General features: G+C 66.2%; 11 protein-coding genes. 6 read left to right on the top strand and 5 right to left on the bottom strand.

The genetic code is table 11. The features are described from left to right. Window positions 1-71 precede the first annotated feature (71 nt). Genes GJV37_RS11095 through GJV37_RS11075 form a run of 5 tightly spaced genes read left to right on the top strand, consistent with a single transcriptional unit; the run spans window position 72 to window position 6,663 of the window. Window positions 72-2,483, top strand: a complete 2,412-nt coding sequence (locus tag GJV37_RS11095; RefSeq protein WP_246228296.1) for a TonB-dependent receptor — start codon at window positions 72-74, stop codon at window positions 2,481-2,483. Between the two features lie 20 nt (window positions 2,484-2,503). Further along, window positions 2,504-3,655: a PepSY-associated TM helix domain-containing protein gene (locus GJV37_RS11090; protein ID WP_170858666.1), complete on the top strand. Its 1,152-nt coding sequence runs from the start codon at window positions 2,504-2,506 to the stop codon at window positions 3,653-3,655. Beyond that, the gene (locus tag GJV37_RS11085; protein WP_193452469.1) at window positions 3,652-3,843 is read left to right on the top strand and encodes a hypothetical protein; all 192 of its coding nucleotides are present in this window, start codon (window positions 3,652-3,654) and stop codon (window positions 3,841-3,843) included. The genes GJV37_RS11090 and GJV37_RS11085 overlap by 4 nt, the downstream gene beginning before the upstream one ends. Before the next feature lies 1 nt (window position 3,844). Continuing rightward, window positions 3,845-5,041 carry an MFS transporter gene (locus GJV37_RS11080; protein ID WP_170858665.1) on the top strand — a complete coding sequence of 399 codons (1,197 nt, stop codon included), beginning with the start codon at window positions 3,845-3,847 and terminating at the stop codon, window positions 5,039-5,041. After that, window positions 5,038-6,663 (top strand): alpha/beta hydrolase family protein, encoded by a 1,626-nt coding sequence (locus tag GJV37_RS11075; RefSeq protein WP_170858664.1) that lies wholly within the window; start codon window positions 5,038-5,040, stop codon window positions 6,661-6,663. The genes GJV37_RS11080 and GJV37_RS11075 overlap by 4 nt, the downstream gene beginning before the upstream one ends. A 127-nt stretch (window positions 6,664-6,790) precedes the next feature. On the opposite strand, the gene GJV37_RS11070 is transcribed toward GJV37_RS11075, so the two are convergent. After that, complete coding sequence (locus GJV37_RS11070; RefSeq protein WP_193452468.1) at window positions 6,791-7,564, bottom strand: ABC transporter ATP-binding protein; 774 nt, start codon at window positions 7,562-7,564, stop codon at window positions 6,791-6,793. A gap of 121 nt (window positions 7,565-7,685) precedes the next feature. On the opposite strand from GJV37_RS11070, the gene GJV37_RS11065 reads away from it, so the two are divergent. Then, window positions 7,686-8,027 carry a hypothetical protein gene (locus tag GJV37_RS11065; protein ID WP_024762824.1) on the top strand — a complete coding sequence of 114 codons (342 nt, stop codon included), beginning with the start codon at window positions 7,686-7,688 and terminating at the stop codon, window positions 8,025-8,027. Between the two features lie 49 nt (window positions 8,028-8,076). On the opposite strand, the gene GJV37_RS11060 is transcribed toward GJV37_RS11065, so the two are convergent. From GJV37_RS11060 to GJV37_RS11045, 4 genes are read right to left on the bottom strand one after another with little or no spacing between them, the layout of a single operon-like run. Continuing rightward, window positions 8,077-9,222, bottom strand: a complete 1,146-nt coding sequence (locus tag GJV37_RS11060; protein ID WP_193452467.1) for an acyl-CoA dehydrogenase family protein — start codon at window positions 9,220-9,222, stop codon at window positions 8,077-8,079. 12 nt (window positions 9,223-9,234) lie between these two features. Then, a complete protein-coding gene (locus tag GJV37_RS11055; protein WP_170858662.1) occupies window positions 9,235-10,434 on the bottom strand; it encodes an acyl-CoA dehydrogenase family protein in 1,200 nt (399 codons plus the stop codon). Window positions 10,435-10,484: 50 nt separating this feature from the next. Then, window positions 10,485-11,570 (bottom strand): Zn-dependent alcohol dehydrogenase, encoded by a 1,086-nt coding sequence (locus tag GJV37_RS11050; RefSeq protein ID WP_193452466.1) that lies wholly within the window; start codon window positions 11,568-11,570, stop codon window positions 10,485-10,487. Window positions 11,571-11,606: 36 nt separating this feature from the next. Next, the gene (locus tag GJV37_RS11045) at window positions 11,607-12,944 is read right to left on the bottom strand and encodes a coniferyl aldehyde dehydrogenase (RefSeq protein WP_193452465.1); all 1,338 of its coding nucleotides are present in this window, start codon (window positions 12,942-12,944) and stop codon (window positions 11,607-11,609) included. Window positions 12,945-12,988 lie beyond the last annotated feature (44 nt).

Below are 12,988 nucleotides of genomic sequence, written 5' to 3'. Positions count from 1 at the left end.
TCTCACTTCAACTGGCAACAGGGGAACATCTCCCGACACGAAGCCCGTAGAGGCCCGAAGGTACCCCGTCCATGTCCAGCAGCAGACACGTCCAGCCCTCTTCGCTTTCCCTGGCGGTGCGCACCGCCCTCTTCTCCCTGGCGGTTGCCGTCGCCGCTCCGGCGGTAATGGCCGCACCAGCCCCCGGTGAAGTGCGCAGCTACAGCATCGCCCCCGGCCCGCTCGGCCGCGCCCTCGCGTCGTTCGCTGCCGAGACCGGCGTGCGCCTCTCCTTCGAACCGACCCTCACCGACGGCCTGCAGAGCCCGGGCCTGAGTGGCAACTACTCGACCCAGGGAGCCCTGGACCACCTGTTGCAAGGCAGTGGCCTGGAACTGGAGCAGCGCGGCGACGGCACCTTTACCCTGATCCGTTCGCCCAGCCCCGATGCGTTGCAGATGCAGCCCTCGCTGATCACCGGCCAGGCCGCCGGCCCGGAGGACCTGCCGGCCGAGTACGCCGGCGGCCAGGTGGCGCGCGGTGGCCGCCTGGGCCTGCTGGGCAATACCGACCTGATGGACGCGCCCTTCAGCATCACCAGCTACACCGAGAAGACCATCCGGGACCAGCAGGCGCGCAGCGTCGCCGACGTGCTGAGCAACGAGCCTTCGGCGCAGATCGGCAGCGCCCGCACCAATCTCAACGAGGACTTCTCCCTGCGCGGCTTCCCGGTGGTCAGCGCCGATGTCGCGCTCAACGGCATGTACGGCCTGGCGCCGTTCTTCCGCGTGCCGGTGGAAATGGCCGAGCGCGTGGAAGTGGTCAAGGGGCCCAGCACCATGCTCAACGGTATGCCGCCCAGCGGCAACGTCGGCGGCGCGGTGAACCTGGTGACCAAGCGCGCTGGGGATGAGCCGCTGAACCGCGTGACCGTGGACTACCTCTCCGACTCGGTGTTCGGCACCCACCTGGACATCGGCCGCCGCATTGGCGAGGGCAAGGAGTTCGGCGTGCGCTTCAACGGCGTTTACCGCAACGGCGATACCACGGTGGACAAGCAGGAACTCGAAGACAGCCTTGGCTCCCTCGGCCTGGACTACACCGGCGAGCGCCTGCGCCTGTCTGCCGACTACATCCACCAGCGCGAGGACATCACCAACGTCGTGCGCCAGTTCACCGCAGGCCCTGGCGTGACGAAGATCCCCCACGCCCCGGACAACGACCTGAACTACCCCGGCTACGGCGATTCGGAGATGACCGATCGGACCCTGGTCGTACGCGGCGAATACGACATCGCCGACTGGCTCACTGGCTATGCCGGTTACGGCGACCGCCGCAGCGAGATGGACGCCCTGGCCGGCAACCCGGTGCTGACGGACAACGACGGCGACTTTGTCTCCTCCCCGGCCTGGCAGGTCTACGACGTCGGTTCGCACTCTGCCGAAGCCGGCCTGCGCAGCACCTTCAACACTGGCCCGGTAGAACACAAGCTGAATTTCGGCGCGACCCGCGTGGTGCAGAACTCGGACATCTTCTTCCTCTACACCGCCTTCCCGTCGCGGGCGTCGAACCTGTACAACCCGATCTACTCGGGCACGCCGAGCACCGACGACTATCCGAAGAACGTGCAGAAGTACACCGCTGCCACGCTCACCAGCTACGCGCTGGCCGACACCCTGTCGATTCTCGACGGCCGCGTCGAACTGACCGTCGGTGCGCGCAAGCAGCGAGTGGAGTCGCAGAACTACGAGATGAACGTCGGCACCCCGGCCAGCGCCGGCTACGACGAGGAAGAGACCACCCCGATGGCCGGCGTCGTGGTCAAGCCGTGGGAGAACATCTCGCTCTACGCCAACTACATCGAAGGCCTGAGCCCGGGCGAAACCGCGCCCATCGGCACTGCCAACGCCGGGGAAATGCTCTCTCCCTATGTCTCCAAGCAGAAGGAAGTCGGCATCAAGGGCGAATGGGACGGCTTCGGCGCCACCTTCGCCGCCTTCGAGATCAAGCGCCCGAGCAGCGTGAACGACAATGGCCGCTTCACCCGGGGTGGCGAGCAGCGCAACCGTGGCCTGGAGCTGAGCCTGTTCGGCGAGTTGGCCGAAGGGGCACGCCTGCTCGGTGGCGCCTCCTACACCCAGGCCAAGCTGACCAGAACCCAGGACGGCCAGTACGACGGTAACAACGGCATTGGCGTGCCGCGCCGGCAACTGAACCTCGGCGGTGAGTACGACATCGCCCAGGTGCCGGGCCTGACGGTGACCGCGCGGACCATCTACACCAGCGAGCAGTACGTGGACCAGGCCAACAGCCTGAGCATCCCCGACTGGTGGCGCCTGGATCTGGGCGCGCGCTACCGCTTCGAGACCCTCGGCAAGCCGGTGGTGCTGCGCGCCAACCTGGATAACGCGTTCGACAAGGACTACTGGGGCACCTCCACCGCCGGGTACCTGTACCTGGGCGAGGGGCGCACCCTGCAGTTGTCCGCGAGCGTGGACTTCTAACGAAAAGAACGAGCCTGACGATGACCGCCAAAGCCCTTCGCACCTGGTACCTGGTGCACAAGTGGACCAGCCTGATCTCCACGGTATTCCTGCTGATGCTCTGCCTCACGGGATTGCCGCTGATCTTCCATGAAGAGATCGAGCACACCTTCGAACCGCACCCGGAGCTCAAGCCGCTCACCGAGCAGTCGCCGAAGATCGACTACGACGACGTGGTGGCCCGCGCCCTGGCGAAGCGGCCCGGCGAAGTGGTGCGCTTCGTGTTCTGGGAACAGGACGATCCGCTGGGCGCGGTCCTCACGGCTCCGACGCTGGTGCCGCCGCCGGAGGATGGCCACATCCAGCCCTTCGACGCCCGCACCGGGGAGTTCTTCGATCCGCTGCCGCCGCCGGGCGGCTTCATGCACATCATGTTGAAGCTGCACACCGACCTGTTCATGGGCTTGCCCGGCTACCTGTTCCTCGGCTTCATGGGTTTGCTGCTGGTGGCGTCACTGGTCTCCGGCGTGGTGGTCTACACGCCATTCATGCGCAAGCTGGACTTCGCCACCGTGCGCTCCCAGCGCAGCTCGCGGTTGAAGTGGCTGGACCTGCACAACGTGCTGGGCATCGTCACCCTCGCCTGGGTGCTGGTGGTCGGCGTCACCGGAGTGATCAACACGCTCGCACTGCCGATCCTGATGCTCTGGCAAGGCGGCCAGCTGGCCGAGATGACCGCGCCCTACAAGGACGCGCCGCCGCTGGAACGCCTCGGCTCGCTGCACAAGGCCATCGACACCGCCCGCCAGGCCGCGCCGGACATGGAGGTCAGCTTCGTCGGCTTCCCCGGCACGCAGTTCAGCAGCAAGCACCACTACGCCGTGTTCATGCGCGGCAACACGCCGCTCACCGAACGCCTGCTCAAGCCCGCGCTGGTGGATGCCGAAACCGGCGAGCTGACCGACATGCGCGAGATGCCGCTGTACGTGAAGACGCTGCTGCTGTCCCAGCCGCTGCACTTCGGCGACTACGGCGGCATGCCGCTGAAGATCGTCTGGGCGCTGCTGGACATCGTCAGCATCGTCATCCTCGCCAGCGGCCTGTACCTGTGGCTCGGTCGGCGCCGCACGCCCATCGAGAAACGCCTGGCGGAACTGGATTCCGGCGGCCTGAACACGGAGATCAAGGCATGAGACGCGGACTCTGGATGATCTTCCGCTGGCCCCTCGCGCTGGCCGTGCTGAGCGCCTTCGGGCTGCTCTCCGCGCTGCTCGGCGATGGGGTTTTCGACGTGCTGTCGTGGATTTCCCTTGGTGTTCCGCTGCTGCTGATCGTCTTTGTAGGGATGAGAATGCCCCGTCGACCCAAGGAGCCCCGCTGAAATGACCGCCATGCCACCCCAGGCGCCGCCCCTGAACCTGCGTCCGCTGATGTTCGAGACTTTCGTCTGCACGGTGGCCGTGATGTCCTTCGTCGCGCTGATCGGCCCGGTGGCGCGCACCCTGGGCCTGGCGCCCTGGCAGGCGGGCATGACGGTGACCGTCGGCGGCATCGCCTGGATGCTCATGGCCCGCGTCTGGGGCATCGCCAGTGATCGCCTGGGCCGCCGCCGCGTGCTGCTCAGCGGCCTGGCCGGCTTTGCGCTGACCTACGCCCTGCTCTGCGCCTTCATGGCCCTGGCGCTGAACACCTCGATGTCACCGCTGCCAGCATTCATCGGCATCGTTGCACTGCGAGGGTTGGCAGGCGGTTTCTACGCCGCCGTGCCAGCCTGCTCGGCGGCACTGGTGGCTGACCATGTGAGCGCCGACAAACGCGCCTCCGCCATGGCCGGGCTTGGCGCGGCGAGCGCCGTGGGCATGGTGGTCGGGCCGAGCTTCGCCGGCCTGCTGGCCATGCTCGGCCTGGCCCTGCCGCTGCTGCTCACCTGCCTGCTGCCATTGCTGGCCCTGGCCGTACTGTGGAAGTGGCTGCCCGACAGCCAACGCCTCAGCGAGCGCAAGGGCCCGGCACTGGCGATCACCGACCGGCGCCTGCGCCGCTCGCTGACCCTGGGCTTCATCGCCATGGTCTGCGTCACCGTTGCGCAGATGACCGTCGGCTTCTTCGCCCTCGACCGCCTGCAACTGCCGCCCGCCGATGCCGCCCGCGTCGCCGGCATCGCCTTGACCTCGGTGGGGGTGGCGCTGATCTGCGCGCAGATGCTGGTACGCAAGCTGAACTGGGCACCGCTGCGGCTGATCGGCGTGGGCGGCGTGATTTCGGCACTGGGCTTTGCCTCGGTATGCATCGCCGTCGCACCGTGGATGCTCTACGCATCGTGCTTCGTCGCTGCTGCCGGCATGGGCTGGGTCTTCCCCGCCGTCTCGGCGCTCAACGCCAACGCCGTGGAAGCCGACGAACAGGGCGCCGCCGCCGGCAGCCTGGTCGCCGTGCACGGCCTGGGCATGATCACCGGCCCGCTGCTGGGCACTCTGCTGCACCAGGTCGATAGCCGCGCGCCTTATGTGCTGATTGCCGTGCTGCTGGTCCTGGGCGTGGCCTGGACCGTGCTGCCGCGCAAGGGCACCGTTGCATGACGATCACCGACGGCCTGCTGCTGGTGCTGCTCGCCGTCGCCCTACTGGGTTGGTGGCTGCGCCGCCGCCCGCTGGCGCTCGGCTCTGGCCTGCTGGCGCTACTCGTGGCGCTCTATGACGTCTGGGATGATCGCTGGCAAGCCGGCATGGCAGCCGCCACCGCCCTGCTGCTGGTTCTCGGGCTGCTGTTGCGGAGAAAGCGCCCGGTTCGGGTACCGGTCTGGTCAGGGATATTCTTCACCCTGCTGGTGGGTGTGGCCGTCACCGCCCTGTATTTCTTCCCGGTGTCGCCGATGCCCAAGCCCAGCGGGCCCTATCCGGTGGGCGTGCGTGACTTCGAGCTGATCGACCCCAGCCGCACCGGCCTGCTCGGCGCCCCCGCCGGCAAGGCGCGCCGGCTCCTGGTGCGCGCCTGGTACCCGGCCAGACCGACCATGGGCGCACAGCCCCGCAACTACTTCAGCGACGCCGAAAGCCGCAGCACCGCACGCGGTTTCGGCGAGCTGTTGCATTTCCCGCCGTTGCTCACGCACCTCCGCCACCTGCGCACCAATTCCTATGAGAATGCCCCGCTGCGCCCCGCCCCAGGGCGCTTGCCGGTCGTGCTCTACAGCCATGGCTATGGCTCCTTTGCCGGCATGAACGGGCGGATCATGGAGGAACTCGCCAGCCACGGTTATGCGGTTTATTCCGTGCAGCACACCGGCGACGCCTCGCCCACGCTGTTCCCCAACGGTGAAGCGGCACCGACCGACCCGGCACTCTACGACCACCTGCGCGATGCCTTCGAACACGGATTCTCCCCGCTCCTGCTACAAGGCTACGGCGAAGACGACCTGGCTCGTCGCCTGGACGGCCAGTTGCGCTTCGCCACCGAGCTCAAGCCACCGGCGGACCGCGCCATCCACCTCAGCGCGCCGATCTGGCTGGCCGACCGGTTGTTCGTCCACGATCGCCTGCAGGCCGGGGAAGTGCCGCCAAACGTGGCCGACCTGGTAGCCGCCAGCGATTTCAGCCACGTCGGCGAGATGGGCATGTCCTTCGGCGGCTCGACCACCGGCGCCGTGTGTATGGTCGACACGCGCTGCGCCGCGGCGGTGAACCTCGATGGCGGCGATTTCGACTTCACACCGTTCGACGAAGACCTGCCGGTGCCGCTGTTGATGCTGCATTCGGACTTGTCGCTGTTCTATCGCATGCTGGGGCTCACACCACCGGCACAACCTCGCAGCTTCAACGACTTCTCCTACGAACGTATCGAGCACGCCGGGCAGAACCCGCGCATCCATCGTCTGGTCATGCGCGATGCGTTGCACGCCGGCCTCACCGACAATGCGCTGTACCTGCGCCGGCCACTGCGTGACAGGCTGATCGGCAGCGCACCCACCGACGTGCTGATCGAAGCTCCCGCGACGCTGGTGCTGGGCTTCTTCGACCACTACCTGCGCGGCCGCGACAACAACTTCCCGCAGGCGCAAATGGCGCCGTATGCCGACTGGCTGACGCCCTACAGCAACCGCGCGGTGAGCCAATGGTGGGCGGGCCTGCCGGAGGCCGAACGGGCACGGTTGCAGGAGCGCATTCGCTCGATGCGGGCCCAGCGGCGGGCGCTGGACAAATAGTCCGATCACCGATCGGCACACGGGGCATCCATCGCGGCCAGCTTCCGCTCCTACAGGAGCCTCCATGAGCGTGGGAGCGGACTCCGTCCGCGATAGGGTTGGTCTGGCTCAGAAGGCCAGCATCGAATCACGCATGCCAGCAGCGATACCAGCCATCCTGCTCGGTCACTTTCAGCGGAGCCTGGTACAGCGCCGACAGGTTTTCGCTGGTGAGAATCTCCGCCTTCGGCCCGTCGGCCACGACCTTGCCGTTGGCGAGCAGCACCACCCGTTCGATTTCCGGAATGATCTCGTCGAGGTGATGGGTAGTGATGATCATCGCGTGCTCCGGGCCGCAGAAGCGTCGAAGCAGGGTGAGCATCTGCAGGCTGGCGCCCATGTCCAGGCCATTGGCCGGCTCGTCGAGAATCAGCGCGCGGGGTTCGTGGATAAGCGCGCGGGCCAGCAGCAGGCGGCGCTTCTGCCCGGTCGACAGGCGCTGGAACATGCGCTCGGCGTAGCCGTCCATCTCCACCTGGCCCAGCATCTCGCGCGCCTTCTCCGCCTGTTCCGGCGTTGGCTGCAGGTGACCGTGGCTGCCGATGGCGCCGAAGAAACCGGAGATCACCACGTCCAGCGCCTGGGTGAAGGGTGTGTAGTCTTCCTGCAGGTCCTGGGAGACGAAGCCGATGCGGCTGCGCAGGTCCCACAGGGTGACGTTCTGCAGACCGAACAGGTTCAGCGAGCTGTCCGGGCGATCCACCGGGTAGAGTTCGCGGCTGATCAGTTTGAGCAGCGTGCTCTTGCCGGCGCCGTTGGGGCCGAGGATGGCGACCTTCTCGCCTTCGCCGATATGCAGGGAAAAACCATCGAGCACGCGGGTCTGCTGCTGGTAGGCGGTGACGTTGTTGAAGTCGATCATGGGGCGTTTCATATCCGGGCCTGGGGCAGCCGCTGACAGTAGGCTCCTTGGGCGAGCGACTCAAGCCCTGGTTGAATCGGAACTACGCTTTCCACACCTTCCACGACAGCGAGCGCGCGTCATGAACGAGCCGGAAACGCCCTCCCTGGACGACGACATCTGCGTCCACATCTTCTCCGTCTCGGCCACCATGGTGGGCGTGTGCCTGACCGTGATCGGGATCATACGGGTGATCCTCACCCTGCGCCGGGAAGACCTGATCATCGATGACATGGTGGCCGTCAACATGATGTTCTATGTGGTCTCGGCCTTCTGCTCCTACTGGAGCCTGCGCACCCACCGTACCCTGCGCGGCCGGCGAATGATGCACATCGCCGATGCGGTGTTCCTGTTCGCACTGGTGTTCACCGGCTTCAATGCCGGCTTCATCACCTGGGCGATGACCTCCACCCCGACACCCTGAAAAAAGGGCCACCCGCGGTGGCCCGAGAAGGGACGTCTGGACGCTTGCCTCAGTCTGCCGGCGCCATCAGTTCGCTGAAGACCTGAAGGTGATGATCATCGTCGCCGAACTGACGCGCCACCATCCACAGGTGCTTGGCGTGGTGCGATAGCTGGTACTCCCAGGTCAGGCCGATGCCCCCGTGCAGCTGCACGCTTTCGTCGGCGATCAGGCGCGCGGCGCGGCTGACGATGTACTTCGCCGCGGCCAGCGCCCGGCTGCGCTCATCGCTGTCGGGCTCGTCCGCCATGCAGGCCGCGAGCAGTGCCATGGAGCTGGCCTGGTCCAGTTCGATTCGCATATCCACCATGCGATGCTGCAGCGCCTGGAACTTGCCGATGACGCTGCCGAACTGCTGGCGGGTCTTGAGATAATCGAGCGTCAGCGCGCAGGCGGCTTCCATGCTGCCGACCGCCTCGGCGCACTGCGCCGCGATGGCCCGGCCCTGCTGGTAGCGCAACGCCGGCAGCGCCCCGCCCTCGAGGCACAGCAGCGCGGCACGCGGGACGAACACCTGGTCCAGGTAAAGCTCGCAGGCCATGCGCCCGTCGAGCGTGGGAAATTCGCGCCGGACGATGCCCGCGCTGGCCGGATCGACCAGGAACAGGCTGATGCCCTGCTCGTCCCGGGCGCCGCCGGCGGTGCGCGCGGACAGCAGGATCAACCCGGCGCTCTGGCCACCGAACACCACGCTCTTGCGCCCCTCCAGCAACCAGCCGCCGGCGGCCGGGCTCGCGGTGCAGCAAACATCGTGCAACTGATAGTGGCTTTGCGGCTCCTCCAGGGCGACCGCCAGTTGCAACTCGCCTGCGGCCACACGAGTCAGCAGCTCATCACGCTGCGCGGCGCTGCCCAATTGCGCCAGCAGGCCGCCGCCGAAAATCACCGACTGCAGGTACGGCTCCAGGCAAAGGCCACGACCAAGCTCGGCGCAGATCAGGCCCATTTCCACACCCTGGCCGCCGAAGCCGCCATGGGCCTCCTCGAACGGCACCGCGCACAAGCCCAGCTCGCCAAGCCGGTCCCAGAATGCCCGGCTGAAACCGCCAGGCTCGCGCCGATAGGCCTCGCGCTGCTCGAAAGCATAGTTGTCACGCACCAGGCGGGCTGCGGTATCCTGCAGCATCTGCTGCTCTTCGGTCAATTTGAAGTCCATGCGGTGGGCTCCTTACAGCTCGAGGATCATCTTGGCGATGATGTTCTTCTGGATTTCGTTGGAGCCGCCATAGATCGAAGCCTTGCGCGAATCCAGGTACTGGTAGGTGGCAGTGGCGCTGTCGGCGCTGTGCAGCACCGGTTCCTGCGATGCCTCGAAGCCCAGCTCATCCTCCAGGAACGGCAGCGCATAGGTGCCCACCGCCTTGGTCAGCAGATAGACGATCTGCTGGCGCACCTCGGTGCCCTTGATCTTGAGGATCGAGCTTTCCGCACCGGGCACCCCGCCATCGCGGGCGGCTACCAGCGCGCGCAGGTTGCTCATATCAGCGGCCATCAGTTGCATCTCCACGGCAGCGACCTGAGCTCGGAACAGCGGGTCCTCGATCAGTGGCCGACCATTGCGCAACTCCTGTCCGGCCACCTGCTTGAGCTTGCGCAGCAACACCTTGGTCTGGTTGATGCCGCCGATGCTGGTGCGCTCGTGGGTGAGCAGGTACTTGGCGCAGGTCCAGCCTTCGTTTTCGCGGCCCACCAGGTTTTCCGCCGGCACGCGCACATTGTCGAAGAACACCTCGTTGACCTCGTGCTCGCCATCCAGGGTGATGATCGGCCGCACGGTGATGCCCGGCGTCTTCATGTCGATGAGCAGGAAGCTGATGCCGCGTTGCTGCGCAGCATCCGGATCGGTACGCACCAGGCAGAACATCCAGTCGGCGTAATGCGCCAGGGTGGTCCAGATCTTCTGGCCGTTCACCACATAGTGGTCACCCTCACGCACCGCGCGAGTCTTCAGCGATGCCAGGTCGGAGCCTGCCCCCGGCTCGGAGTAGCCCTGGCACCACCAGTCGGAGCTGTCGAGGATGCGCGGCAGGAAACGCGCCTTCTGCTCGGGCGTGCCGAACCGAATCAGCACCGGCGCCACCATTTTCACTCCGAAGGCGACCACTCGCGGCGCCCCGGCGGCGAAGCACTCCTCCTCGAAGATATGCTTCTCCACGGCACTCCAGCCGGGGCCGCCGTACTCGGCCGGCCAGCCAGGCGCGAGCCAGCCACGTGCGTTCAGTTTGCGCATCCACAGCACCTGGTCCTGCTTGCTCAGACGCTTGCCCTGGAGGATGCGGCTCGCCAGCCGCTCGGGCAGCTCGGCACGCAGGAAGGCTCGCGCCTCCTCGCGGAAAGCCTGTTCTTCAGGCGTGAAATGGATATCCATCAGCTAACTCCTGGCAGGGGATCGCCCGCTTGGGGCGGCCCGTGTGGATCTCATTGGTCGAAGACGATCACCGAGCGCGCCAGCTCGCCGCGCCGCAATTCGTCGAAGGCGTCGTTGATCTGCTCCAGGCGGATACGCTGGGAGATCATTTCGTCGAGCTTGAGGCGGCCGGCCATGTAGAAGTCCACCAGCGCCGGCAGGTCGACGGGGAAGCGGTTCGAGCCCATCAGCGAGCCCTGCAAGCGCCGCTCATGGAGCAACTGATACGGGTCGACTTCGATCTTCAGCCCCGGCTTGATCATGCCGATGATGGTGGCGGTGCCGCCGCGTGCCAGCATGGCGAAGGCCTGCTCGGCGGTCTGCTTGAGGCCGATGCACTCGAAGGAATGCTGGACCCCGCCACGGGTAAGCTCCTGCACCTGTTTCACCGCATCGCCCGACTTCGCATTGACCACGTCGGTGGCGCCGAACTGGCGGGCCAGCTCCAGCTTGGAATCGAGCATGTCGATGGCGATGATCCGCCCTGCTCCAGCCAGTGCCGCGCCGTTGATGGCGGCAAGACCGATGCCGCCGCAACCGATCACCGCAACCGTTTCACCCGGCCGAACCTTGGCGGTATTGAATACCGCGCCCGTGCCGGTAGTAACCGCGCAGCCCAGCAACGCAGCACGGTCCAGCGGCATGTCACGGCGGATCGCCACGCAAGCGTTCTCGTGCACCAGCATCTGCTCGGCGAAGCCGGAGAGGTTGACAAACTGCGGCATGGGCTTGTGCGCGTAGGTCAAACGAGACTCTTCACCTTTTCCACGCCTGGTTTCTGGTGATACGCAAAGCGACAGATGCCCCGTGACACAATGCGGGCAATGGCCGCAGAACACCGTCAGGCAGGTCACCACATGGTCGCCTGGCTTGACCGTACGGACCTCGGAACCCACCTGTTCGACGATACCGGCCGCCTCGTGGCCCAATACCAGCGGGCCCGGGTACGGATAGGAGCCCTCGATCACGTGAAGATCGGAATGGCAGACACCGACTGCCGCAGTGCGAATCAGCACCTCGCGTGGGCCGGGTTTGCTGATGCCGATATCCTCGATGCTCAGCGGCGCGCCGACCTGATGGAATACAGCTGCTTTCATGATTGAACTCTCGACAGTGAAAGGTTCGGCCAGGCATCAGCCAGCGCGATAGATGGCCTTGGCATGGCTGAAGGTGCGGAAGCCGTCGATGCCGTGATAGGCACCCATGCCACTGGGGCCGACGCCACCGAAGGGCAGGCTTTCCAGGCCGGCGTGGTGCATCACCTCGTTGAGCGTCACGCCACCGGAGCAGGTGCGCTCGAGCACCTGGCGCTCCTCGTCGGCATCGCTGCCGAACCAATACAGACCGAGCGGGCGCGGGCCCGCGTTGATGCAGGCAATGACCTCGGCGAAGTCGCGGTAGAGCCTGATCGGCAGCAGCGGGCCGAATATCTCGTTCTGCATGACCTGCAATCGATCGTCCGGATTGCGCAGCAGGGTCGGAGCGATCAGGCGGCGTGCAGGGTCGAGCACTTCGCCGGCCGGGTTCAGCTCGACCACGTCGACGCCTGCGGCACGCGCCTCATCCAGATACCCTTGCAGGCGCTGATAGTGGCGGTCGTTAAGGATCGCGGTGTACTCGGGGTTGCCGGCCAGGGTGGGGAACACCTTGCCCACTACCGCACGGGCGATCTCGACGAAAGCATCCATCGACTCTTCGGGGACGAATACGTAGTCCGGTGCGACGCACAGCTGGCCGGCGTTCATCAGTTTGCCGAGGATGATCTTGCTCACTGCGGTCTTCAGGTCCGCCGAACGGGAAATGATGGTCGGCGACTTGCCGCCCAGCTCCAGGGTCACCGGAACCAGGTTTTCGGCCGCGGCCCGAAGCACGTGGCGGCCGATGCTCGCTGCCCCGGTGAACATCAGGTGGTCGAAGGGTTGCCGGCAGAATGCCTGGCCGACTTCCGCGGGGCCGGTGACGACCGCCACTTCGTCCTGGGCGTAGGCCTCACCGATCATCTGCGCAATCAGCGTCGAAGTCTGTGGGTTGAGTTCCGACGGTTTGATCATTACCCGGTTGCCCGCCGCCAGAGCGCCTGCGAGGCCCTTGAAGACCATGTTGGCCGGTACGTTCCAGGCGGTGACGATACCCACCACGCCCAACGGCTGGTATTCCACCCAGGCCTCGCCACGGGGTGCCGGGCGGCGCTCGGGCTGCATCCACCCGGCCAGTTCGGCGCGGGTCTGTTTGAGGGTCGCCAAGGGCGACAACACGTCGCTGTGCCGGGAGAAGGTCGGGCTGCGCTGGCCGAAGTCGGCATTGAGCGCTTCGATCAGGGGCTGCTCATAGCGCACCAGCAGCTCGATGGCGCGGTCGATCAGTTCGCCGCGCTGCTCGGCGCTCGGCGGCGCGCTGGCAAGAAATGCTGCACGCTGGCGCTCGATGATCGCTCGAATTGCAGCTTCATCCTGATACGGGGTGACGCTCATTGCAGAGGCTCCTCTTGTTCGTCATCTGGCCGGCGGCCAGCGCC

The organism is Pseudomonas nitroreducens (genome assembly GCF_010994165.1).
GTDB classification, from domain to species: Bacteria; Pseudomonadota; Gammaproteobacteria; order Pseudomonadales; family Pseudomonadaceae; genus Pseudomonas; species Pseudomonas nitroreducens.
This window is presented reverse-complemented; position numbering and strand designations above follow the sequence as displayed.